Here is a 23,603-nt window from a genome sequence, read left to right as displayed (position 1 = left end):
TCGACTGCCGCGTCGACGATTAACGCGTTCGTCCAACCTGGGTTAGAATTTCGTTTTGAATCAAGGATCGGAAGATGCAAAGGCAGTCTTGGATCGTCGCTTTGAAGCCGTCGCCGCGCGCAGCATGTCCGGCGGCGGAACGGCACGCGCGCCGCGCGCGATCGTGTTGACGGTACCGAGCGCCGCCAGGTCGTGTCGATCCGGAGTCGCGCTTCAGCGCTTTGTCGACCGGAGTTAATGCTTCAGCACTTACGCCGGTCCCATGCAGCGCACTCCGGTCCCGTGCAAAGCAGTCACGTGCCTGGTAACAGAAGATTTCCCCAAAATCGCGCACCACGCGCCTGCCGGTTTCGCGCTCCTTCGCCGCGCGCCGGCCTCCGAATCGTCCGAACATGAACGCACCGCAAGTTTTCGATCCGCACGGCGCGGCAGCCGCCGTTGCCGCCGACCCCGCTCCGCGCCTGCGCGAAATTCCCTACAACTACACATCGTTCTCCGATCGCGAGATCGTGATCCGGCTGCTCGGCCACGAAGCCTGGACCGCGCTCGACGAGCTGCGCGCCGAGCGCCGCACCGGCCGGTCGGCGCGGATGTTGTACGAAGTGCTGGGCGACATCTGGGTGGTGCGCCGCAATCCGTATCTGCAGGACGATCTGCTCGACAATCCGAAGCGCCGCGCGCTCCTGATCGAGGCGCTGAACCATCGGCTGTCCGAGATCGAGAAGCGCCGCCGCGCCGATCTGTCGGAGCACGGCGACGTGGCGGGCCGCGAGCGCGCCGCGCGCGTCGAGATGCTCGCGACGGCCGCGCATCGCGCGGTCGACGAGTTCGCGCAGGAATTCGAAAAGATGGCGGAACTGCGCCGCCGCGCGACGAAGGTGCTCGGCCGCTGCACGCAAAAGGACAACATCCGCTTCGACGGCCTCGCGCGCGTGTCGCACGTGACGGACGCGACCGACTGGCGCGTCGAATATCCGTTCGTCGTGCTGACGCCCGACAACGAAGCGGAAATCGCGGGCCTCGTGAAGGCCTGCTTCGAGCTCGGCCTGACCGTGATCCCGCGCGGCGGCGGCACGGGCTACACGGGCGGCGCGGTGCCGCTCACGCCGTTCTCGGCCGTCATCAACACCGAGAAGCTCGAGCAGCTGGGCGCGGTCGAACTGACCGAGCTGCCGGGCGTCGCGCACAAGGTGCCGACGATCTTCTCCGGCGCGGGCGTCGTCACGCGCCGCGTGACCGAGGCGGCCGAGGCGGCCGGCTACGTGTTCGCGGTCGATCCGACGTCGCTCGACGCATCGTGCATCGGCGGCAACGTCGCGATGAACGCGGGCGGCAAGAAGGCGGTGCTGTGGGGCACCGCGCTCGACAATCTCGCGTGGTGGCGGATGGTCGATCCGGAAGGCAACTGGCTCGAAGTCACGCGCGTCGAGCACAACCTCGGCAAGATCCACGACATCCCGGTCGCGCGCTTCGAGCTCAAGTGGTTCGACGGCGCGCGCGCGCCGGGCGAGAAACTCTTGCGCGCCGAGACGCTCGACATCGAAGGCCGGCGCTTCCGCAAGGAAGGCCTCGGCAAGGACGTGACCGACAAGTTCCTCGCGGGGCTGCCGGGCGTGCAGAAGGAAGGCTGCGACGGGCTCATCACGTCCGCGCGCTGGGTGCTGCACAAGATGCCCGCGCATACGCGCACCGTCTGCCTCGAATTCTTCGGCCAGGCGCGCGAGGCGATTCCGAGCATCGTCGAGATCAAGGACTACCTGTTCGAGACGTCGAGGCAGGGCGGCGCGATTCTCGCCGGCCTCGAGCACCTCGACGAGCGCTACCTGCGCGCGGTCGGCTACGCGACGAAGAGCAAGCGCAACGCGTTCCCGAAGATGGTGCTGATCGGCGACATCGTCGGCGACGATGCGGACGCGGTCGCGGCCGCGACGTCCGAAGTCGTCCGGATGGCGAACGGCAAGAGCGGCGAAGGCTTCGTCGCGGTGAGCGCGGAAGCGAGAAAGCGCTTCTGGCTCGACCGCAGCCGCACCGCCGCGATCGCGAAGCACACGAATGCGTTCAAGATCAACGAAGACGTCGTCATCCCGCTCAACCGGATGGGCGAATACACGGACGGCATCGAGCGGATCAACATCGAGCTGTCGATCAAGAACAAGCTGCAGCTCGTCGACGCGCTCGAAGCGTTCTTCACCGCGGGCAACCTGCCGCTCGGCAAGAGCGACGACGCAAACGAGATCCCGAGCGCCGAGCTGCTCGAAGACCGCGTGCAGCAGGCGCTCGATCTGCTGAAGCACGTTCGCGCGCGCTGGGAATTCCTGCGCGATAGGCTCGACCTGTCGCTGCGCGAGGCGCAGCACTATCTCGTCGCGCTCGGCTACGAGGCGCTCGCGGAGAAGTTCGCGGACCGCGTCGACGCGCAGCCGGACGCCACCGTGTTCCACATCGCGCAGGACCGCACGGTGCGCATCTCGTGGAAGCAGGAGATCCGCGCGGAACTGCGCGCGATCTTCAACGGCGGCGAATTCAAGCAGATCCTCGACGAGGCGCAGGCGATCCACAAGCGGGTGCTGCGCGGCCGCGTGTTCGTCGCGCTGCACATGCACGCGGGCGACGGCAACGTCCACACGAACATCCCGGTCAACTCCGACAACTACGAGATGCTGCAGGACGCGCACGCGGCCGTCGCACGCATCATGAAGCTTGCGCGCTCGCTCGACGGCGTGATCTCCGGCGAGCACGGCATCGGCATCACGAAGCTCGAGTTCCTGACCGACGACGAGATCGCCGAATTCCGCGCGTACAAGCAGCGCGTCGATCCGCAGGGCCGCTTCAACAAGGGCAAGCTGCTCGACGGCGCGGACCTGCGCAACGCGTACACGCCGAGCTTCGGCCTCATGGGCTACGAGTCGCTCATCATGCAGCAGTCCGACATCGGCGCGATCGCCGAATCGGTGAAGGACTGCCTGCGCTGCGGCAAGTGCAAGCCGGTGTGCGCGACGCACGTGCCGCGCGCGAACCTGCTGTACAGCCCGCGCAACAAGATCCTCGCGACGTCGCTGCTCGTCGAGGCGTTCCTGTATGAGGAGCAGACGCGCCGAGGCGTGTCGATCAAGCACTGGGACGAATTCAACGACGTCGCCGATCACTGCACGGTCTGCCACAAGTGCGCGACGCCGTGCCCGGTGAAGATCGACTTCGGCGACGTGACGATGAACATGCGCAACCTGCTGCGCAAGATGGGCAAGAAGAAGTTCAACCCGGGCAGCGCGGCCGGCATGTTCTTCCTGAACGCGACGAATCCGCAGACGATCAACGCGACGCGCGCGGTGATGATGGGCTTGGGCTACAAGGCGCAGCGCTTCGCGAACGACGTGCTGAAGAAGGTCGCGCAGAAGCAGACCGCGCACCCGCCGTCGACGACCGGCAAGCGGCCCGTCGTCGAGCAGGTGATCCACTTCGTCAACAAGAAGATGCCGGGCAACCTGCCGAAGAAGACGGCGCGCGCGCTGCTCGACATCGAGGACAACAAGATCGTGCCGATCATCCGCAATCCGAACACGACGACCGTCGATTCGGAAGCGGTGTTCTACTTCCCCGGCTGCGGCTCCGAGCGCCTGTTTTCGCAGGTCGGCCTCGCGACGCAGGCGATGCTGTGGGAAGCGGGCGTGCAGACAGTGCTGCCGCCGGGCTACCTGTGCTGCGGCTATCCGCAGCGCGGCTCGGGCCAGTACGACCGCGCCGAGCAGATCGTCACCGACAACCGCGTGTTGTTCCACCGGGTCGCGAACACGCTGAACTACCTCGACATCAAGACGGTGGTCGTGTCGTGCGGCACCTGCTACGACCAGCTCGCCGGCTACGAATTCGAGAAGATCTTCCCGGGCTGCCGGATCATCGACATCCACGAGTTCCTGCTCGAGAAGGGCATGAAGCTCGACGGCGTGGCCGGCACGCGCTACATGTATCACGACCCGTGCCACACGCCGATCAAGACGATGGACCCCGTCAAGCTCGTCAACGACCTGATGGGCGCGCAGAACGACGGCTACAAGATCGAGAAGAACGACCGCTGCTGCGGCGAATCGGGCACGCTCGCCGTCGCGCGTCCGGATGTGTCGACCCAGGTCCGCTTCCGAAAGGAGGAAGAGATCAAGAAGGGCGCCGCCAAATTGCGTAACATTCCGGTGGTGTCGGGCAACGGCGCGAACGGGCCGGCCGCCGGCGCGTCGGACGTGAAGATCCTGACGAGCTGCCCGGCGTGCCTGCAGGGCCTGTCGCGCTATAACGAGGACGCGGACATCGAAGCCGACTACATCGTCGTCGAGATCGCGCGCCACATGCTCGGCGAAAACTGGATGGCCGACTACGTCGCGCGCGCGAACAACGGCGGGATCGAGCGCGTGCTGGTGTAAGGTGACGAACGTTCCACCAGTGAAGGAATTGACGATGGATTGCGTATTCTGCCGCGAAGACGGCGGCGAGCTGCTCTGGAAGGACGACGTGGTGCGCGTCGTCCTCGCGACGACCGAAACCGATTACCCGGGATTCTGCCGGGTGATCTGGCACGCGCACGTCGCTGAATTTTCCGATCTGGCCGAAGCCGAGCGTACGCATTTGATGCGGATCGTCTACGCGGTCGAGAAGGCGGTGCGGCGCGTGATGCAGCCGACGAAGGTGAATCTCGCGAGCCTCGGCAACCAGGTGCCGCACGTTCACTGGCACGTGATTCCGCGCTTTTCGAACGACGCGCATTTCCCGCAGCCGGTCTGGGCGCCGCGCCAGCGGTCGGTGTCCGACGCACTGCTGCGGCTGCGCGCCGCGCAGGCGACGCTCCTGCACAACGCGGTGCACGAGGAGATCGAGCAGGTGGTGAGCGGAGGCCGGGCATGAGCGGCCAGACTTCGACGGCGCCCGTGCCGTCCGGCGTCGTCGTGCACGCGGTGTCGCGCGTGCTCGAACTGCAGTACCCGAACGGCGAAAGCTACCGGGTGCCTTTCGAGCTGATGCGCGTCTGTTCGCCGTCCGCCGAGGTGCGCGGTCACGGCCCGGGCCAGGAGACGCTGCAGACCGGCAAGCGCGACGTGACGATCACGGCGCTCGAGCCGGTCGGCAACTACGCGCTCAAGCCGACGTTCTCGGACGGCCATTCGACGGGCATCTACTCGTGGGATCTGCTGTACGAGCTCGCGACGCGGCAGGACGCGCTCTGGCGCGCATATTTCGACAAATTGAAGGCGGCGGGCGTCGAGCGCGACGCGCCAATGCCGGCGGACTCGCTACCGCGAGGCCACCACCACTGAACGACGGCGCCGGTTGCGGCGCCGTTTGGCATTGATAGAGGATCAACGCGATGAGCAAAACCCACTTCGGCTTTGAGACCGTCGAGGAAAACGAAAAAGCGAAGAAGGTCGCGGGGGTGTTTCACTCGGTCGCGAGCAACTACGATCTGATGAACGACCTGATGTCGGCGGGCATGCACCGCGCGTGGAAGGCGTTCACGATCGCGCAGGCGAACGTGCGGCCGGGCTTCAGGGTGCTCGACATCGCGGCCGGCACGGGCGATCTGACGAAGGCGTTCGCGAAGGCCGCCGGGCCGACTGGCGAGGTCTGGCATACCGACATCAACGAATCGATGCTGCGCGTTGGCCGCGATCGCCTGCTCGACAAGGGCATCGTCGCGCCGTCGCTGCTCTGCGACGCGGAGAAGCTGCCGTTCCCGGACAACTACTTCGACGTCGTCACCGTCGCGTTCGGCTTGCGCAACATGACGCACAAGGATGCCGCGCTTGCCGAGATGCGCCGCGTCTCGAAGCCGGGCGGCCGTGTGATGGTGCTCGAATTCTCGAAAGTCTGGGAGCCGCTGAAAAAAGCCTACGATCTTTATTCTTTCAAAGTATTACCGTGGCTTGGCGACAAATTCGCGAAAGATGCCGACAGTTACCGGTATCTTGCTGAATCTATCCGGATGCACCCGGATCAGGGCACACTGAAGACGATGATGGAACAAGCCGGGTTGGATACCGTCAAATATTACAATTTGTCAGGTGGCGTGGTAGCTTTGCACGTGGGAACCAAGTATTAAGGGGTTCCATCCATACAATTTACTTTCAGCTTGGAGGCCGGGATGTCCGAATCGCGTTCGTCGTTTAACCGCAGCAGAGGGCCGAAGTCGTTGGCGCGGCGAATCGGCACGTTCCTGATGGTCGGCCTTCTGGCCGCCGGCACGTTTGCGTCGCTCGATGCCGAAGCGAAGCGCATGGGCGGCGGCCGCAGCGTCGGCCGCCAGTCGCAGACGCTGCAGCAGCGTCAGGCGACACCGCCCGCGCAGCAGCCGATGCAGCAGGCGGCGCCCGCCCAGGCGCCGCGCCAGCAGCCGACGCCCGCCGCGCAGCCGAACCGCTCGCGCTGGCTCGGCCCGATCGCCGGTCTCGCCGCCGGCCTCGGCATTGCGGCGCTGCTGTCGCACCTGGGGCTCGGCGGCGCGTTCGCCAGCATGATGGCCAACGTCATCGTGATCGCGCTCCTCGCGATGGCCGGCATCTGGCTCGTCCGCAAGTTCATGAACCGGCGTAGCGCGCAGCAGCCTGCCTACGCAGGCGGCCAGCCGTCGCAGAACCGCGGCGGCTTCGGTCAGGACGCGAGCGTTCCGCGCCAGGCGGCGTCGAATGACGCATTCCCGGGCTCGGGCAGCACGTACGCGGGCGAAGCGCAGCGCGTGTTTGGCGGCGCGGCCGCCGCGACGACGGCTGCGGCCGCCGCGGCGCCCGTGGTGCCGGCCGGCTTCGACACCGAAGCGTTCCTGCGCAACGCAAAGGTCTACTTCGTGCGGCTGCAGGCCGCGTGGGACGAGGGCAACCTCGCCGACATCCGCGAGTTCACGACGCCCGAGATGTTCGCCGAAGTGAAGATCGACCTCGACGGTCGCGGCGCGGGCGCGAACCAGACGGACGTCGTGCAACTCGACGCCGAACTGCTCGCGGTCGAGGATCGCGGCGGCGATCACTTCGCGAGCGTGCGCTTCCACGGCCTCATCCGCGAAGCGCAGGGCGCGTCGGCCGAGCCGTTCGACGAGGTGTGGAACCTGTCGAAGTCGGGCAGCCAGGGGTGGCTCCTCGCGGGCATCCAGCAGGTGAACACGCACTGACGGAAGTCGTGCCGCCCGTCGCGCCTCGCGAGGCCGCGGCCGAACCGACGTTACAATAGAAGCCCGCGCAGGCGCCCTGCCTACGCGGGCTTTTCATTGCCAGCCAGATGACCCTTGCCGCCAAGCCTTTTGCCGCCGCCGTCAATCACCTGCTCGCCCGCGAATCCTGGGCGCGCGACCGTCTGATTCCCTATGCCGGCAAGACCGCCCGGCTCGAAATTTCGCCCGTGACGCTCGTGTTGCTCGTGCAGCCGGACGGCTACCTGGCCGCCGTCGACGCACACGACGCGCGTCAGTTCGACGTGTCGATCGCGCTGTCGGGCGGCGACAAGGGCGGCCCGTTCGACGCGGCGGCCGCGTTCCTGCAGGGCGGGCAGGCGGCCGTGATGAAGCACGTGAAGATCGACGGCGACGCGGAGTTCGCGACGCAGATCGCGAAGCTCGCCGAGCACCTGCGCTGGGAGCCGGAGGAGGATCTCGCGAAGATCGTCGGCGATGCGGCCGCGCACCGGATCGCGACCTTCGTGCGTTCGACGGGCGAGCACGCGCGCCGCACCGGCCGCAATGTGCTCGATTCGATCGCTGAATACTGGCTCGACGAAAACCCGCAGGTCGTGCGCAAGAGCGTGCTCGCCGATTTCGACGCGGAGCTCGCCCGGGCCCGCGACGCGCTTGCGCGCGTCGAGAAGCGGATCGAACGACTGGAACAAAAAATTGACGCGCGCGCGGGCGGCAGCTCGCGACGCGCGCAGTGAGGGCCGCGAGGCATGCGCATTTTCCGTTTCATCAAAATCGTCTTCACCGTCATCCGCTTTGGCCTCGACGAGGTGATGCTGTCGCGCATCGAAAACCGTCGCGTGAAGTTCCTGCTGCGCATCACGACGATCGGCCGCCGCTTCGCCGATCCGCCCGCGGTGCGGCTGCGCCGCGCGCTCGAAAGCCTGGGGCCGATCTTCGTGAAGTTCGGCCAGGTGCTGTCGACGCGGCGCGATCTGCTGCCCGTCGATTTCGCGAACGAGCTCGCGAAGCTGCAGGACCAGGTGCCGCCGTTCGATTCGGCCGTCGCGATCGCGCTCGTCGAGAAAGCGCTCGGCGCGCGCATCGATCAACTGTTCGACGAGTTCGAGCGCGAGCCGGTCGCGAGCGCGTCGATCGCGCAGGTGCACTTCGCGAAGCTCAAGCAGGGCGAGCACGCGGGCAAGGCGGTCGCGGTCAAAGTGCTGCGGCCGAACATGCTGCCCGTCATCGATTCCGACCTCGCGCTGATGCGCGACATCGCGACCTGGGCCGAGCGCCTGTGGGCGGACGGCCGGCGGTTGAAGCCGCGCGAGGTGGTCGCCGAATTCGACAAATACCTGCACGACGAGCTCGACCTGATGCGCGAGGCGGCGAACGGCAGCCAACTGCGCCGCAACTTCGCGGGGCTCGATCTGCTGCTCGTGCCGGAAATGTTCTGGGATTACTCGACGCCGAGCGTGCTCGTGATGGAGCGGATGGAAGGTGTGCCGATCAGCCAGATCGACACGCTGCGCGCGGCGGGCGTCGACATTCCGAAGCTCGCGCGCGAAGGCGTCGAGATCTTCTTCACACAGGTGTTCCGCGACGGCTTCTTCCACGCGGACATGCACCCGGGCAACATCCAGGTGAGCCTCAATCCGAAGCACTTCGGGCGCTACATCGCGCTCGACTTCGGGATCGTCGGCGCGCTGTCCGATTTCGACAAGAACTACCTCGCGCAGAACTTCCTCGCGTTCTTCAAGCGCGACTACCACCGCGTTGCGACGCTGCACCTCGAATCGGGCTGGGTGCCGCCCGATACGCGCGTCGAGGAGCTCGAAAGCGCGATTCGCGCGGTCTGCGAGCCGTACTTCGACCGCGCACTGAAGGACATTTCGCTCGGCCAGGTGCTGATGCGGCTCTTCTCGACGTCGCGCCGCTTCAACGTCGAAATCCAGCCGCAACTCGTGCTCCTGCAGAAGACGATGCTGAACGTCGAGGGGCTCGGCCGCTCGCTCGATCCGGAGCTCGACCTGTGGAAGACTGCGAAGCCGTACCTCGAGCGCTGGATGACCGAGCAGATTGGGCTGCGCGGCTGGTACGAGCGCTTGAAGGTCGAGGCGCCGCAATGGAGCAAGACGCTGCCGCAGCTCCCGCGCCTCGTTCATCAGGCGCTCACCGCACATCACGAAGCGCCGCGCGCGATCAGCGACGATCTCGTCCGGCAGATCCTGGTCGAGCAGAAGCGGACCAACCGGCTGCTGCAGGCGCTCCTCGTGTTCGGGCTCGCGGTCGGGGCGGGCGCGGTGATCGCGCGGGTGTTGATCATCATCGCGTACGGCGGCTGAGCGCGCGGTGCGGGATTCGGGCAAGCGCCGTCCACGGGCGACGCGGGAAGGACGGGCGACGGTATGACGAGCGAAACGAAGAAACCTGATGCCGCCGCGCAGGCGGCCGGCGACGCAAGTCCGACGGCTCCGGCTGCCGGGGCCACGCCGGCTGCGCTGCCTGCCGGGAATTTCGCGTCGCGCGATCCGGGCGACGCGTCGTTCTGGGACGAGCGCTTCGAGCAGGGCCACATCCCATGGGACAGCGCGCGCGTGCCCGATGCGTTCGCCGCGTTCGCCGCGCGGCGAACGCCGTGTCCGGTACTGATTCCCGGCTGCGGCAGCGCATACGAAGCGCATTGGCTTGCACGCGCCGGCTGGCCTGTGCGCGCGATCGACTTTTCCGCGCAGGCGGTCGAGGCCGCGCGCCGCCAATTGGGTGAAGACGCCTTGCTCGTCGAGCAGGCCGACTTCTTCACGTATGCACCGCCGTTCGTCCCGCAGTGGATCTACGAGCGCGCGTTCCTGTGCGCGATCCCGCCGAGCCGCCGCGCCGACTACGCGCGGCGGATGGCGGAACTGCTGCCGCCGGGCGGCTTCCTGGCCGGTTTCTTCTACGTGGGCGCGACGCCGAAGGGCCCGCCGTTCGGCATCGAGCGCGCGGACCTCGATGCGCTTCTTTCGCCGCACTTCGAGCTCGTCGAGGACGCGCCCGTCGCCGATTCGCTGCCGGTGTTCGCGGGGCGCGAGCGCTGGCTCGCATGGCGCCGCTCGTAGCGGCCCGCCTGCGGAGACCGAGGGTGGCGTCCACCTTTCGGCTATAATTCAAAGCTTTGCAAGCTTTTTATACCGGTTATTGTTTCTGCGGGAAAATACCATGCCGATCTACGCCTATCGTTGCGAAGCGTGCGGTTACGCGAAGGATGTGCTTCAGAAGATGAGCGACGCGCCGCTGTCGCAGTGCCCGGAATGCGGGAAGGACGCTTTTCGCAAGCAGGTCACGGCGGCTGGATTCCAGTTGAAGGGCTCGGGCTGGTATGTGACCGACTTCCGCGGCGGCTCGGGCGGCGCAGGCGCGCCGGCGAGCACGTCGGCCGCGAACGGCGACCAGGCGGGCGGCGAGAAGGCTGGCGGCGAGAAGGCGAGCGCGCCCGTCGCGGCGGACAGCTCGGCGAGCGCGCCGGCGACACCCGCGCCCGCCGCCGCGCCCGCGAGCAGCACTTGATCGCTGCGCCGCCCGTGTCGGCGGCGCGTTCCGCGCTTGACGCACCGGCGCGATTTTTCGACGGCAGATGATGAAAAAGACGACCCTCAAATCGGTGTTTCTGACGGGACTCCTGGTTCTCGTCCCGCTCGCGATCACGCTGTGGGTCCTCGGGCTCATCATCGGCACGATGGATCAGACGCTGCTCCTCTTGCCCGAATCGTGGCAGCCGGAGCGGCTGCTCGGCTTCCGCCTGCCGGGGATCGGCGCGGTGCTGACGCTCGCGTTCATCTTCGTCGTCGGGCTCGCGACGCAGAACTTCATCGGCCAGAAGCTCGTCACCTGGTGGAACGCAGTCGTGCGGCACATTCCAGTCGTCGGGCCGATCTACACGAGCGTGAAGCAGGTGTCGGACACGCTCTTGTCGAGCAGCGGCAATGCGTTCCGCAAGGCGCTCCTGATCGAGTATCCGCGCCGCGGCTCCTACACGATCGCGTTCCTGACCGGCACGCCGGGCGGCGACGTGGTCAATCACCTGAAGGAAGAGCACGTGAGCATCTACGTGCCGACGACGCCGAATCCGACGTCCGGCTTCTTCCTGATGGTGCCGAAAAGCGAGGTCGTCGAGCTCGACATGTCGGTCGACGCCGCGCTCAAGTACATCGTCTCGATGGGCGTCGTCGCGCCCCCGGCGCCCGTCGCCGCGCCCGCGCGCCGTCCCGTCGAGCCGCCGCTGTAATGCCCGGGAGAGAGTGCGGCTCTTCCCGTTGACCACTACGAAAGAAAGCAAACATCATGTCGATGCGAACTGAATACTGCGGTCTCGTGACCGAACACCTGCTGGGCCAGACGGTGTCGCTGTGCGGCTGGGTCCACCGTCGCCGCGATCACGGCGGCGTGATCTTCATCGACCTGCGCGATCGCGAAGGTCTCGTGCAGGTGGTGTGCGATCCGGACCGCGCCGAGATGTTCGCTGCCGCCGAGGGCGTGCGCAACGAGTTCTGCATCCAGATCAAGGGCCTCGTGCGCGGCCGTCCGGAGGGCACGATCAACGCCGGCCTGAAGAGCGGCAAGATCGAAGTGCTGTGCCACGAGCTGAACGTGCTGAACGCGTCGGTCACGCCGCCGTTCCAGCTCGACGACGACAACCTGTCGGAAACCACGCGCCTCACGCATCGCGTGCTCGACCTGCGCCGTCCGCAGATGCAGCACAACCTGCGCCTGCGCTACCGCGTCGCGATCGAGGCGCGCAAGTATCTCGACGAGCAGGGCTTCATCGACATCGAAACGCCGATGCTGACGAAGAGCACGCCGGAAGGCGCGCGCGACTACCTCGTGCCGTCGCGCGTGAACGCGGGCCAGTTCTTCGCGCTGCCGCAGTCGCCGCAGCTCTTCAAGCAACTGCTGATGGTCGCGAACTTCGATCGCTACTACCAGATCACCAAGTGCTTCCGCGACGAAGACCTGCGCGCCGACCGCCAGCCGGAATTCACGCAGATCGACTGTGAGACGTCGTTCCTCGGCGAGCAGGAAATCCGCGACCTGTTCGAGGACATGATTCGTCACATCTTCAAGACGACGATCGACGCCGAGCTCGCCGCGAAATTCCCGGTGATGCCGTATTCGGAAGCGATGGCGCGCTTCGGCTCGGACAAGCCGGACCTGCGCGTGAAGCTCGAGTTCACCGAGCTCACCGACGCGATGAAGGACGTCGACTTCAAGGTGTTCAGCACGCCGGCCAACACGAAGGACGGCCGTGTCGCGGCGCTGCGCGTGCCGAAGGGCGCCGAGCTCACGCGCGGCGACATCGACGGCTACACCGAGTTCGTGCGCATCTACGGCGCGAAGGGCCTCGCGTGGATCAAGGTCAACGAGAAGGCGAAGGGCCGCGACGGCCTGCAAAGCCCGATCGTGAAGAACCTGCACGACGCGTCGATCGCGGCGATCCTCGAGCGGACGGGCGCGGAAGACGGCGACATCATCTTCTTCGCGGCCGACCGCGCGAAGGTCGTCAACGACAGCCTGGGCGCGCTGCGCCTGAAGATCGGCCACTCGGAATTCGGCAAGGCGAACGGCCTCGTCGAGTCGGGCTGGAAGCCGCTGTGGGTCGTCGACTTCCCGATGTTCGAATACGACGACGAAGACGCGCGCTACGTGGCCGCGCATCACCCGTTCACGAGCCCGAAGGACGAGCATCTCGAGTACCTCGAGACCGATCCGGGCCGCTGCCTCGCGAAGGCATACGACATGGTGCTGAACGGTTGGGAAATCGGCGGCGGCTCGGTGCGTATCCACCGCGAGGACGTGCAGAGCAAGGTGTTCCGCGCGCTCAAGATCGGCCCGGAGGAGGCGCAGGCGAAGTTCGGCTTCCTGCTCGACGCGCTGCAATACGGCGCGCCGCCGCACGGCGGGATCGCGTTCGGCCTCGATCGCATCGTCACGATGATGGCGGGCGCCGACTCGATCCGCGACGTGATCGCGTTCCCGAAGACGCAGCGTGCGCAGTGTCTGCTGACGCAGGCGCCGAGCCCCGTCGACGAGCGCCAGCTGCGCGAGCTGCACATCCGCTTGCGCCAGCCGGAGCAGCCGAAGGCGTAACGGTCGCCCGCTCGCCGGCTGCGGCCGATCGTCGACCGTCGCGGATCGGCCGGCGGTCGACGCGGCCGATGGCCCCGGCCGCAACCGGCCGGAGCAGGAAGCAACTGCAGAAATGGGGGCGCGCGTGCGCCCTTTTCGTTTTTTGCGGTACAGTCAGCCTCATGGTTTTTTGACGGTGCCGCGCTGTCCGCCGCGTCGAGCGGGCAGGCGCCGATGACATCCCGATGACGAAACCGCCGAAAATCCCCGAATCCGTCCTCGTCGTAATCCATACGTCCGCGCTCGACGTGCTCGTCATCAAGCGTGCCGATCAGCCCGACTTCTGGCAGTCCGTGACGGGGTCGAAGGACGCGCTAGACGAACCGATCGAGCAGGCTGCCGCGCGCGAAGTCGCCGAAGAGACGGGCATCGTCGTCGGCAGCGCCGGCATTCCGCAGAGCGCGCTCGTCGATTGGCATCACGCGATCGAATACACGATCTACCCGCAGTACCTGCACCGCTACGCGCCCGGCGTCACGCGCAACATCGAGCACTGGTTCGGCCTCGAGGTGCCGGGCCGCATCGACGTGACGCTGTCGCCGCGCGAGCACACCGCCTATCTGTGGCTGCCTTACCGGGAAGCGGCCGCGCGCTGCTACTCGCCGTCGAACGCCGAGGCGATCCTGCAACTGCCCGAACGCGTCGCATCGCGCGCCGCATGAGCGGCAAGACTCGGCACCGTCTCGCGCAACTGCGGCAGATGTTCCTGCAGGAGCGCGGCTCCGCGTCGCGGCTCGCGTTCACGTCCGGCAACACGGTGCGGCTTTGCGACGGCGGCGCGACGTTCTTCCCGGCGCTGATCGAACGGATCGACGCCGCCCGCGAGCGCGTCGCGCTCGAAACCTACATCTTCTGCGACGACGCGGCGGGACGCGCGGTCTCCGATGCGCTGATCCGCGCGGCCGCGCGCGGCGTCCACGTGCGGGTCATCACCGACGGGATCGGCACCGAGCGTCTGCCGCTCTTCGACGCGTGGCCGGACGCGGGCGTCGAGCACCGGATCTACAACCCCTATCTGTTCGGCCGCTTCGGCTTCTCGCGCACGCACCGCAAGCTCGCGGCCGTCGACGACGCATACGCGTTCTGCGGCGGCATCAACATCGTCGACGATTTCGAGCAGAGCGGCGAGCGCCTGCCGTATCCGCGCTGGGATTTCGCGGTCGAACTGAACGGGCCGGCCGTCGCCGACGTGCGCGCCGCATTCGAGGTGCAGTGGCACCGGATCGCCGCCGGCCACAAGCGCTACGCGGCGTTCGCGCCGCACGGCGTCGACAGCTCCGCATTCGCCGCGCGCTTTCGCCGCTGGATGCGCAGCCACCGGTGGGTGAAGGCGGGCGCGCTGCGCGTCGTGACCGAGCCGAGCGTCGCGTTCGTCGCGCGCGACAACGTCGTGAACCGCCGTGCGATCGAGAAGGCGTATCTCGCCGCGATCGGCCGCGCGCGCCAGTCGATCCTGCTCGCCAACCCTTACTTCATGCCAGGGCGCAAGCTGCGCCGCGCGCTCGCGGGCGCCGCGCGCCGCGGCGTCGACGTGCGGATCCTGATCGGCCGCAACGAGTTCGCGTCGCTCGATATGGCGGTGCCGTTCCTATATCATGCGTTGCTGCGCGCGGGCGTCAGGGTCGCCGAATACGACAAGACGATGCTGCACGGCAAGGTCGCGGTGATCGACGATCATTGGGCGACCGTCGGCTCGTCGAATCTGGACGCGCTGAGCCTGATGCTGAACAATGAGGCGAACGTCGTGCTCGTGCGGCATCGCGGCGAGACCGCCGCGCTGCGCGACGCGATCGCCGCCGCGTTCGCGGACGGCCGCGAGATCGACGCCGCGCTCTACGCGGCGCGGCCGGCCGTCGAGCGGTTCCTGAACTGGTTCGCGTACACCGCGTACCGGGGGGCGATGAAGCTCCTGACAGTCGGCGGATACGACTAAGCATTCGCTTACACACGCCGCGCGCCACGGCCTGCACAGGGCCGCCTCCAAAGGCGCGCAACCCTGCAAAATAGCGGGGATGGTTAGAAACCGATTTCTAATAATTTCCTTGTTTCGCCGACGGCCGCACTCAATAATAGTACGGCCGTTCGATTTTATTCGATTACCTGGAACGGTTATTAAAAGCTATGCGAAAAGGCGAACAGACGCGTGCCGCGATACTCGAAGCAGCATTGGACCTTGCCAGCCGTGACGGGCTCGAGGGTCTGACGATCGGCCTATTGGCCGAGCGCATGCAGATGAGCAAGAGCGGCGTGTTCGCGCACTTCGGATCGCGCGACGATTTGCAGGTCGAGGTCGTGCGAGAGTACCACCATCGTTTCGAGAACGAGGTGTTCTTTCCGAGCCTGCGCGAGCCGCGGGGTCTGCCGCGCTTGCGGGCGATGCTCGCGCGCTGGATCGAGAAGCGCATCCAGGAAGTGACGACGGGATGCATCTATATCAGCGGCGCCGTCGAGTACGACGACCGTCCCGACAGCGCGGTGCGCGAGCAGTTGATCGCGAGCGTGAAGGCATGGCGCGCCGCGCTGCTGCGCGCCATTTCGCAGGCGAAGGAAGAGGGGCATCTGCGTCCGGATACGGACCCGAACCTGATGCTCTTCGAGTTGTACAGCTTCACGCTCGGTCTGCATCACGACGCGCGCTTCCTGCATCAGCCGGACGCCGTGCGCCTCACGTGGGCCGCGCTTGAAAAGACGATTGTTTCGTACCAGAGCGAGAGCCGTTAGCGGCGGCGCGACCGCCGCCGGGAGCTCGAGCCGATTGCCTTATCTTGGAGAGAGTCATGGGACAGTACGCCGCGCCGTTGCGCGACATGCAATTCGTGTTGCACGAGCTTCTGAACGTCGAAGCCGAGGTCAAGCAGATGCCCAAGCACGCTGATCTCGACGCCGACACGATCAACCAGGTGCTCGAGGAAGCGGGCAAGTTCTGCTCGGAGGTGCTCTTCCCGCTCAACCAGGTCGGCGACCGTGAAGGCTGCACGTATGTCGGCGACGGCGTCGTGACGACGCCGACGGGCTTCAAGGAAGCGTATCGGCAATACGTCGAGGCCGGCTGGCCGGCGCTCGGCTGCGATCCGGACTACGGCGGCCAGGGGCTGCCCGCATTCGTCAACAATGCGCTCTATGAAATGCTGAACTCGGCGAACCAGGCGTGGACGATGTATCCGGGCCTGTCGCACGGCGCATACGAATGCCTGCACGCGCACGGCGCGCCCGAACTGCAGAAGGTCTACCTGCCGAAGCTCGTCGCGGGCGAATGGACGGGCACGATGTGCCTGACCGAGCCGCACTGCGGCACCGATCTCGGCATCCTGCGCACGAAGGCCGAGCCGAACGGCGACGGCTCGTACGCGATCAGCGGCACCAAGATCTTCATCTCGAGCGGCGAACACGACTTCTCGAAGAACATCGTCCACCTCGTGCTCGCGCGCCTGCCGGACGCGCCGAAGGGCACGAAGGGCATCTCCCTCTTCATCGTGCCGAAGTTCATCCCCGACGCATCGGGCGAGCCGGGCGAGCGCAACGGCGTCAAGTGCGGCTCGATCGAGCACAAGATGGGCATCCACGGCAACGCGACCTGCGTGATGAACCTCGACAACGCGAAAGGCTGGATGATCGGCGAGCCGAACAAGGGCTTGAACGCGATGTTCGTGATGATGAACGCCGCGCGTCTCGGCGTCGGCATGCAAGGTCTCGGCCTTACCGAAGTCGCGTACCAGAACTCGCTCACGTATGCGAAGGAACGCCTGCAGATGCGCTCGCTGACGGGCCCGAAGGCGCCGGACAAGCCGGCCGACCCGATCATCGTCCACCCGGACGTGCGCCGCATGCTGCTCACGCAGAAGGCATATGCGGAAGGCGCGCGCGCGTTCACGTATTGGTCGGCGCTGCAGATCGACAAGGCGCTGTCGCACGCCGACGAAGCGGTGCGCAAGGAAGCGGAGGATCTCGTCGCGCTCCTCACGCCGATCATCAAGGCGTTCCTGACCGACAACGCGTTCGAGTGCACGAACCACGCGATGCAGATCTACGGCGGCCACGGCTTCATCTCCGAGTGGGGCATGGAGCAGTACGTGCGCGATGCGCGGATCAACATGATCTATGAAGGGACCAACTCGGTTCAGGCGCTCGACCTGCTCGGCCGCAAGGTGCTGGGCGACATGGGCGCGAAGCTGAAGAAGTTCGGCAAGATCGTCACCGAGTTCGTCGAAGCAGAAGGCGTGAAGCCCGAAATGTCCGAATTCGTCACGCCGCTCGCCGACATCGGCGAAAAGGTGCAGAAGCTGACGATGGAAATCGGCATGAAGGCGATGCAGAACCCGGACGAAGTGGGCGCCGCGGCCGTGCCGTATCTGCGCACCGTCGGTCACCTGGTGTTCTCGTACTTCTGGGCGCGGATGGCGCGCATCGCGCTCGACAAGGAAGCGTCGGGCGATCCGTTCTACAAGTCGAAGCTCGCGACCGCGCGCTTCTACTTCGCGCGCCTCTTGCCCGAAACGGCGGCGTCGATCCGTCTCGCGCGCGCCGGCGGGAAGACGATGATGGAAGTCGACGAAGCGCTGTTCTAACGCGACCGCCGGGCGGCGCGCCGCGCGCCGCCTGAACGACCGATTCTTAGCACTCACACGCCGCGCTCGCGTCCTTACGAACGGCGACGCGCGGCTCAATCCGGAGGAGTCCCGTGAGCAATTTCAACATTCGCAAGGTCGCCGTGCTGGGCGCCGGCGTGATGGGCGCGCAGATCGCCGCGCATCTCGTCAATGCGCGCGTGCCGGTGCTGCTGTTCGATCTGCCCGCCAAGGAAGGTCCGAAGAACGGCATCGCGCTGAAGGCGATCGAGAACCTGAAGAAGCTGTCGCCCGCGCCGTTCGGCGTGAAGGACGACGCGAAGTACCTCGAACCCGCGAACTACGAGGACGACATCGCGAAGCTCGCCGAATGCGACCTCGTGATCGAAGCGATCGCCGAGCGGATGGACTGGAAGCACGACCTGTACAAGAAGGTCGCGCCGCACATCGCTTCGCACGCGATCTTCGCGACCAACACGTCGGGCCTGTCGATCACGGCGCTGTCCGATGGCTTCGCCGATGAACTGAAGGCGCGCTTCTGCGGCGTGCACTTCTTCAACCCGCCGCGCTACATGCATTTGGTCGAGTTGATCCCGACCACGCACACGCGCGGCGAGATCCTCGACCAGCTCGAGACGTTCCTGACGAGCGTCGTCGGCAAGGGCGTCGTGCGCGCGAAGGACACGCCGAACTTCATCGCGAATCGCGTCGGCATTTTCTCGATCCTCGCCGTGATCACCGAAGCCGAAAAGTTCGGCCTGCGCTTCGACGAAGTCGACGACCTGACGGGCAGCCGCCTCGGCCGCGCGAAGTCGGCGACGTTCCGCACGGCGGACGTGGTCGGCCTCGACACGATGGCGCACGTGATCAAGACGATGCAGGACAATCTCGCCGACGATCCGTTTTTCCCGGTCTACAAGACGCCCGCCGTGCTCGCGAAGCTCGTCGAACAGGGCGCGCTCGGCCAGAAGACGGGCGGCGGCTTCTACAAGAAGGAAGGCAAGGCGATCAAGGTGCTTGACGCGAAGACGGGCGCCTACGTCGACTCCGGCGCGAAGGCGGACGAGACCGTCGGCCGCATCCTGAAGCGCCCGCCCGCGGAGCGCCTGAAGCTCTTGCGCGAGACGGAGCATCCGCACGCGCAGTTCCTGTGGTCGATCTTCCGTGACGTGTTCCACTACATCGCGCTCCACCTCGAATCGATCGCCGACAACGCGCGCGACGTCGACCTCGCGATCCGCTGGGGCTTCGGCTGGAACGAAGGTCCGTTCGAAGGCTGGCAGGCCGCGGGCTGGAAGCAGGTCGCCGAGTGGGTGCAGGAAGACATCGCGGCCGGCAAGGCGCTCGCGAACGTGCCGCTGCCCGCGTGGGTGCTCGAAGGCGTCGTCGCCGAGCAGGGCGGCGTGCACACGGCCGAAGGCTCGTGGTCGCCCGCGACTAAGCGCTTCGCGCCGCGCTCGACGCTCGCCGTCTACGGCAAGCAGGTGTTCCGCGCGCCGCTCCTCGGCGAAGCGGGCCACGATCCGAAGACGTTCGGCAAGACGCTGTTCGAGACCGACTCGGTGCGCGCGTGGGTCGACGACCGTGCGGGCGAGGACGACGTCGTGATCGTGTCGTTCAAGTCGAAGATGAACACGATCGGCCCGGGCGTGATCGACGGCCTCGTGCAGGCGATCGAGCTCGCGGAGAAGGACTACAAGGGCGTCGTGATCTGGCAGCCGACGTCGCTCAAGCTCGGCAACCCGGGCGGCCCGTTCTCCGCCGGCGCGAACCTCGAAGAGGCGATGCCCGCGTTCATGATGGGCGGCGCGAAGGGCATCGAGCCGTTCGTGAAGAAGTTCCAGGAAGGCATGCTGCGCGTCAAGTACGCGAACGTACCGGTCGTCGCGGCGGTGTCGGGCCTGGCGCTCGGCGGCGGCTGCGAGCTGATGCTGCATAGCGCGAAGCGCGTCGTGCACGTCGAGAGCTACATCGGCCTCGTCGAAGTCGGCGTCGGCCTCGTGCCGGCGGGCGGCGGCCTGAAGGAAGCGGCGCTGCGCGCGGCGGACGCGGCGACGGCGGCGGGCCTGACGAGCGAGCTGCTCAAGTTCCTGACGAAGTCGTTCGAGAACGCGGCGATGGCGAAGGTGTCGATGTCCGCGCACGAGGCGCGCGCGATGGGCTACGTGAAGCCGTCGGACACGATCGTGTTCAACGTGTTCGAACTGCTCGACATCGCGAAGAAGGAAGCGCGCGGCCTCGCGGCGGCGGGCTACCGCGCGCCGCTGAAGGCGAAGGAAATCCCGGTGGCCGGCCGCTCGGCGATCGCCACCATCAAGGCGCAGCTCGTCAACATGCGCGACGGCCGCTTCATTAGCGACCACGATTTCCTGATCGCGAGCCGGATCGCCGAGGCGGTTTGCGGCGGCGACGTCGAAGCCGGCAGCACGGTCGACGAGGAATGGCTGCTCGCGCTGGAGCGTCGCGCGTTCGTTGAGCTGCTCGGCACGCAGAAGACGCAGGAACGGATCATGGGCATGTTGCAGACCGGCAAGCCGGTTCGCAACTGAGCGAGCCGAGCGGACAACTTTGCATGGGAGCAGAGTAAGCGCCACAGCGCTAACTGCGATCGACCGCCCAAGGGCATGGGACCAGAGTCAGCGCTGAAGTGCCAACTCTGGTCGACAGGAGTCTCAAATGAGCAAACAACTGCAAGACGCATACATCGTCGCCGCAAGCCGCACGCCGATCGGCAAGGCGCCCCGCGGTGCATTCAAGAACACGCGCCCGGACGAGCTGCTCGTCCACGCGATCAAGTCGGCGATCGCGCAGGTGCCGGAATTCGACACGAAGCTGATCGAAGACGCGATCGTCGGCTGCGCGATCCCCGAGGCAGAGCAGGGCCTGAACGTCGCGCGGATGGGCGCGCTGCTCGCGGGCCTGCCGAACACGGTCGGCGGCGTGACGGTGAACCGCTTCTGCGCATCGGGCATCACCGCGCTCGCGATGGCGGCGGACCGCATTCGCGTCGGCGAATCGGACGCGCTCCTCGCGGCCGGCGTCGAATCGATGAGCATGGTGCCGATGATGGGCAACAAGCCGTCGATGTCGCCGCACATCTTCGATCGCAACGAAGACGTCGGCATTGCCTACGGGATGGGCCTGACCGCCGAGCGCGTCGCCGAGCAGTGGAAGGTGAGCCGCGAAGACCAGGACGCGTTCTCGGTCGAGTCGCACAGGAAGGCGCTCGCCGCGCAGCAGGCGGGCGAGTTCAAGGACGAGATCGCGCCGTACACGATCATCGAGCGCTTCCCGAATCTCGCGACGGGCGAGATCGAGACGAAGACGCGCGAGATCGCGATCGACGAAGGCCCGCGTGCGGACACGTCGATCGAAGGCCTCGCGAAGCTGCGCGCGGTGTTCGCGAACAAGGGCTCGGTGACGGCGGGCAACAGCTCGCAGACATCGGACGGCTCGGGCGCGCTCCTCGTCGTGTCGGAGAAGGTGCTCAAGCAGTTCAACCTGACGCCGCTCGCGCGCTTCGTCAGCTTTGCCGTGCGCGGCGTGCCGCCGGAGATCATGGGCATCGGCCCGAAGGAAGCGATTCCGGCCGCGCTGAAGGCGGCGGGCCTGAAGCAGGACGATCTCGACTGGATCGAGCTGAACGAAGCATTCGCCGCGCAATCGCTGGCGGTGATGCGCGATCTCGGCCTCGATCCGTCGAAGGTCAACCCGATCGGCGGCGCGATCGCGCTCGGCCACCCGCTCGGCGCGACGGGCGCGATTCGCGCGGCGACCGTCGTGCACGGCCTGCGTCGTCGCAACCTGAAGTACGGGATGGTGACGATGTGCGTCGGGACCGGCATGGGTGCGGCAGGCATCATCGAGCGGCTCTGATCGGAGCGCGCGACGCATGACGACGGTGCGCGGGCGACCAGCTCGCGCACCGTTTTTTTTGTTTATCGAATGAAAACAGCCATGGAGACGGCTCAGATGGATATCCAGATCGAAAACGCAGGCGGCGTGCTGACGATCACGCTCGCGCGCCCCGCGAAAAAGAACGCGATCACCGCGGCGATGTACCAGGCGATGGCCGATGCGCTCGCGGCGGCGCAGGATGACAAGTCGGTGCGCGCGATCGTGATTCGCGGCAGCGACGGCAACTTCAGCGCGGGCAACGATCTCGACGACTTCATGAAGGCGCCGCCGAAGGACGAGAACGCACCCGTGTTCCAGTTTCTGCGCCAGATCGCGAGCGCGCAGAAGCCGGTCATCGCGGCGGTTTCCGGCGTCGCGGTCGGCATCGGCGTGACGATGCTGCTGCACTGCGATCTCGTCTACGCGGCCGACACCGCGCAGCTCTCGCTGCCGTTCGCGCAGCTCGGACTGTGTCCCGAGGCGGCGTCGAGCCTGCTGCTGCCGCGTCTTGCCGGCCATCAGGTCGCGGCCGAGAAGCTCCTGCTCGGCGAGCCGTTCGACGCGCTCGAAGCGCACCGGATCGGCCTCGTGAACCGCGTGCTGCCCGCCGCGGATCTCGACGCGTTCGCCGCGGAGCAGGCGGCGAAGCTCGTCGCGCTGCCGGCATCGTCGCTGCGCGCGACGAAGGCGTTCCTCAAGAAGGGGGGCGGCGCGGACGTCGCCGCGCGGATGTCGGAAGAAGGCGACCAGTTCGGCCGGATGCTGCGCTCGCCCGAAGTGCGCGAGGCGATCACTGCGTTCTTCGAGAAGCGCAAGCCGGACTTCCGGCAGTTCGACTGAACGCGAACGCAAACGCGGCGGCGTGCGGCGGTGTGCCGCTTCCGCCGCACGCCCATCGATGCGGCGGCGCGCTAAGCGGAGCCGTAGTCGACGTAGCCCGCTTCGCGGCAGAAGCTCACGAGCCGCAGCCCGGCTTGCCGCGCGATTTCGATCGCGAGCGACGACGGCGCGGAGATCGTCGCGACCATCGGAATGCCGACGCGCGCGGACTTGCGCACGAGCTCGTAGCTCGCGCGGCTCGACAGGAAGACGAAGCCGTTCGTCATGTCGGCGCGTTCGAGCGTGAGCGTGCCGATCAGCTTGTCGAGCGCGTTGTGGCGGCCGATGTCCTCGAACGCGTGGACGATCGCGCCCGATGCGTCGCACCACGCGGCCGCGTGCAGCCCGCCCGTCTGCCGCGTGAGCACCTGATGGGCGGGGAGATCGCGCGCCGCGCGTGCGATCGCATCCGGCGCGATGCGCGCGAGAAAGCCGGTATCCGGCACGCGTTCCGGCACGAGATCGAGCAGATCGATACTCTCGATGCCGCACACGCCGCAGCCGGTGCGCCCCGCGAGCGCGCGGCGCTTCTCCTTCAGCGCGGCGAACGCCTGCTGGACGACCGTGAGCTGCACTTCGGCGTGCGGCAGCGGCGCGTCGCCGTGCAGCACGACTTCGATGTCCTTCACGTCGCTGCCGCGCTCGACGATGCCTTCCGACACCGCGAAGCCGACCGCGAACGCTTCCAGATCGCGTGGCGTGCACATCATCACCGCGTGCGAGATGCCGTTGAACACGAGCGCGACGGGCCATTCCTGGCCGACGTGGTCGACGGTCGCTTCGACCGCGTCGCCGCGCCGCCTGCGCACCGCGAGCTCGACGATGCCGCTGGGTTCGACGGTTTCGGACAGACTCACGGGGGACTACTCCTTCGATTGGACGGGGCGGACGAGCGGGGCGCGGCGTCCGGCGGCACGCCCGTCGCCCGCGAAGGTTCTAAAATACTCCAGACA

General features: G+C 66.7%; 19 protein-coding genes. 18 read left to right on the top strand and 1 reads right to left on the bottom strand.

Features of this window, described 5'->3' with window-relative positions:
• The first annotated feature begins 392 nt into the window (after nt 1-392).
• The 18 genes from WS70_RS15810 (at nt 393) to WS70_RS15725 (ending at nt 22,611) form a co-directional block, all read left to right on the top strand.
• Nucleotides 393-4,412, top strand: coding sequence for a DUF3683 domain-containing protein (locus tag WS70_RS15810; RefSeq protein WP_059596740.1), 4,020 nt, complete (start codon nt 393-395; stop codon nt 4,410-4,412).
• Nucleotides 4,413-4,446: 34 nt separating this feature from the next.
• Nucleotides 4,447-4,890 (top strand): HIT family protein, encoded by a 444-nt coding sequence (locus tag WS70_RS15805; protein ID WP_059596739.1) that lies wholly within the window; start codon nt 4,447-4,449, stop codon nt 4,888-4,890.
• Nucleotides 4,887-5,300 (top strand): gamma-butyrobetaine hydroxylase family protein, encoded by a 414-nt coding sequence (locus tag WS70_RS15800; RefSeq protein ID WP_059469126.1) that lies wholly within the window; start codon nt 4,887-4,889, stop codon nt 5,298-5,300. The genes WS70_RS15805 and WS70_RS15800 overlap by 4 nt, the downstream gene beginning before the upstream one ends.
• Before the next feature lie 50 nt (nt 5,301-5,350).
• Nucleotides 5,351-6,082: a bifunctional demethylmenaquinone methyltransferase/2-methoxy-6-polyprenyl-1,4-benzoquinol methylase UbiE gene (gene ubiE / locus WS70_RS15795; protein ID WP_059596738.1), complete on the top strand. Its 732-nt coding sequence runs from the start codon at nt 5,351-5,353 to the stop codon at nt 6,080-6,082.
• Nucleotides 6,083-6,124: 42 nt separating this feature from the next.
• Nucleotides 6,125-7,144, top strand: a complete 1,020-nt coding sequence (locus WS70_RS15790) for a Tim44 domain-containing protein (protein WP_059469124.1) — start codon at nt 6,125-6,127, stop codon at nt 7,142-7,144.
• A gap of 107 nt (nt 7,145-7,251) precedes the next feature.
• The gene (locus tag WS70_RS15785) at nt 7,252-7,899 is read left to right on the top strand and encodes a ubiquinone biosynthesis accessory factor UbiJ (RefSeq protein ID WP_059469123.1); all 648 of its coding nucleotides are present in this window, start codon (nt 7,252-7,254) and stop codon (nt 7,897-7,899) included.
• 12 nt (nt 7,900-7,911) lie between these two features.
• Complete coding sequence (gene ubiB, locus WS70_RS15780; protein ID WP_059469122.1) at nt 7,912-9,489, top strand: ubiquinone biosynthesis regulatory protein kinase UbiB; 1,578 nt, start codon at nt 7,912-7,914, stop codon at nt 9,487-9,489.
• Between the two features lie 63 nt (nt 9,490-9,552).
• Nucleotides 9,553-10,245 (top strand): methyltransferase domain-containing protein, encoded by a 693-nt coding sequence (locus tag WS70_RS15775; protein ID WP_059469121.1) that lies wholly within the window; start codon nt 9,553-9,555, stop codon nt 10,243-10,245.
• Between the two features lie 100 nt (nt 10,246-10,345).
• A complete protein-coding gene (locus tag WS70_RS15770) occupies nt 10,346-10,693 on the top strand; it encodes an FmdB family zinc ribbon protein (protein WP_059469120.1) in 348 nt (115 codons plus the stop codon).
• Between the two features lie 67 nt (nt 10,694-10,760).
• Nucleotides 10,761-11,411 carry a DUF502 domain-containing protein gene (locus WS70_RS15765; protein WP_059596737.1) on the top strand — a complete coding sequence of 217 codons (651 nt, stop codon included), beginning with the start codon at nt 10,761-10,763 and terminating at the stop codon, nt 11,409-11,411.
• 56 nt (nt 11,412-11,467) lie between these two features.
• Nucleotides 11,468-13,270: an aspartate--tRNA ligase gene (gene aspS, locus WS70_RS15760; protein WP_059469119.1), complete on the top strand. Its 1,803-nt coding sequence runs from the start codon at nt 11,468-11,470 to the stop codon at nt 13,268-13,270.
• Between the two features lie 224 nt (nt 13,271-13,494).
• Entirely contained in the window at nt 13,495-13,971 is a 477-nt protein-coding gene (gene nudB, locus WS70_RS15755; RefSeq protein WP_059469118.1) for a dihydroneopterin triphosphate diphosphatase, read from the top strand.
• A complete protein-coding gene (gene clsB / locus WS70_RS15750; RefSeq protein ID WP_059469117.1) occupies nt 13,968-15,242 on the top strand; it encodes a cardiolipin synthase ClsB in 1,275 nt (424 codons plus the stop codon). The genes nudB and clsB overlap by 4 nt, the downstream gene beginning before the upstream one ends.
• Nucleotides 15,243-15,430: 188 nt before the next feature.
• Nucleotides 15,431-16,030 (top strand): TetR/AcrR family transcriptional regulator, encoded by a 600-nt coding sequence (locus WS70_RS15745; protein WP_004189774.1) that lies wholly within the window; start codon nt 15,431-15,433, stop codon nt 16,028-16,030.
• A 56-nt stretch (nt 16,031-16,086) separates the two neighbouring features.
• A complete protein-coding gene (locus WS70_RS15740; RefSeq protein ID WP_059469116.1) occupies nt 16,087-17,874 on the top strand; it encodes an acyl-CoA dehydrogenase C-terminal domain-containing protein in 1,788 nt (595 codons plus the stop codon).
• 113 nt (nt 17,875-17,987) lie between these two features.
• Nucleotides 17,988-20,423, top strand: coding sequence for a 3-hydroxyacyl-CoA dehydrogenase/enoyl-CoA hydratase family protein (locus WS70_RS15735; protein WP_059469115.1), 2,436 nt, complete (start codon nt 17,988-17,990; stop codon nt 20,421-20,423).
• 127 nt (nt 20,424-20,550) lie between these two features.
• Nucleotides 20,551-21,750 (top strand): acetyl-CoA C-acyltransferase, encoded by a 1,200-nt coding sequence (locus tag WS70_RS15730; RefSeq protein WP_059469114.1) that lies wholly within the window; start codon nt 20,551-20,553, stop codon nt 21,748-21,750.
• Between the two features lie 96 nt (nt 21,751-21,846).
• Nucleotides 21,847-22,611 (top strand): enoyl-CoA hydratase, encoded by a 765-nt coding sequence (locus WS70_RS15725; RefSeq protein ID WP_059469113.1) that lies wholly within the window; start codon nt 21,847-21,849, stop codon nt 22,609-22,611.
• Nucleotides 22,612-22,682: 71 nt separating this feature from the next.
• Here WS70_RS15725 and fdhD read toward each other — a convergent pair whose 3' ends face one another.
• Nucleotides 22,683-23,507, bottom strand: coding sequence for a formate dehydrogenase accessory sulfurtransferase FdhD (fdhD, locus tag WS70_RS15720; RefSeq protein WP_059469112.1), 825 nt, complete (start codon nt 23,505-23,507; stop codon nt 22,683-22,685).
• Nucleotides 23,508-23,603: the final 96 nt, after the last annotated feature.

It is taken from the genome of Burkholderia mayonis (assembly GCF_001523745.2).
Taxonomy (GTDB): Bacteria; Pseudomonadota; Gammaproteobacteria; order Burkholderiales; family Burkholderiaceae; genus Burkholderia; species Burkholderia mayonis.
Note: the sequence above shows the minus strand (reverse complement) of the source record. Positions and strands in the feature narration are given on the sequence as shown.

Bases quoted from the DNA above. Each gene is read 5' to 3' on its own strand.
- WS70_RS15810 (WP_059596740.1), top strand. From the start codon at position 393: ATGAACGCACCGCAAGTTTTCGATCCGCACGGCGCGGCAGCCGCCGTT.
- WS70_RS15805 (WP_059596739.1), top strand. From the start codon at position 4,447: ATGGATTGCGTATTCTGCCGCGAAGACGGCGGCGAGCTGCTCTGGAAG.
- WS70_RS15800 (WP_059469126.1), top strand. From the start codon at position 4,887: ATGAGCGGCCAGACTTCGACGGCGCCCGTGCCGTCCGGCGTCGTCGTG.
- ubiE (WP_059596738.1), top strand. From the start codon at position 5,351: ATGAGCAAAACCCACTTCGGCTTTGAGACCGTCGAGGAAAACGAAAAA.
- WS70_RS15790 (WP_059469124.1), top strand. From the start codon at position 6,125: ATGTCCGAATCGCGTTCGTCGTTTAACCGCAGCAGAGGGCCGAAGTCG.
- WS70_RS15785 (WP_059469123.1), top strand. From the start codon at position 7,252: ATGACCCTTGCCGCCAAGCCTTTTGCCGCCGCCGTCAATCACCTGCTC.
- ubiB (WP_059469122.1), top strand. From the start codon at position 7,912: ATGCGCATTTTCCGTTTCATCAAAATCGTCTTCACCGTCATCCGCTTT.
- WS70_RS15775 (WP_059469121.1), top strand. From the start codon at position 9,553: ATGACGAGCGAAACGAAGAAACCTGATGCCGCCGCGCAGGCGGCCGGC.
- WS70_RS15770 (WP_059469120.1), top strand. From the start codon at position 10,346: ATGCCGATCTACGCCTATCGTTGCGAAGCGTGCGGTTACGCGAAGGAT.
- WS70_RS15765 (WP_059596737.1), top strand. From the start codon at position 10,761: ATGATGAAAAAGACGACCCTCAAATCGGTGTTTCTGACGGGACTCCTG.
- aspS (WP_059469119.1), top strand. From the start codon at position 11,468: ATGTCGATGCGAACTGAATACTGCGGTCTCGTGACCGAACACCTGCTG.
- nudB (WP_059469118.1), top strand. From the start codon at position 13,495: ATGACGAAACCGCCGAAAATCCCCGAATCCGTCCTCGTCGTAATCCAT.
- clsB (WP_059469117.1), top strand. From the start codon at position 13,968: ATGAGCGGCAAGACTCGGCACCGTCTCGCGCAACTGCGGCAGATGTTC.
- WS70_RS15745 (WP_004189774.1), top strand. From the start codon at position 15,431: ATGCGAAAAGGCGAACAGACGCGTGCCGCGATACTCGAAGCAGCATTG.
- WS70_RS15740 (WP_059469116.1), top strand. From the start codon at position 16,087: ATGGGACAGTACGCCGCGCCGTTGCGCGACATGCAATTCGTGTTGCAC.
- WS70_RS15730 (WP_059469114.1), top strand. From the start codon at position 20,551: ATGAGCAAACAACTGCAAGACGCATACATCGTCGCCGCAAGCCGCACG.
- WS70_RS15725 (WP_059469113.1), top strand. From the start codon at position 21,847: ATGGATATCCAGATCGAAAACGCAGGCGGCGTGCTGACGATCACGCTC.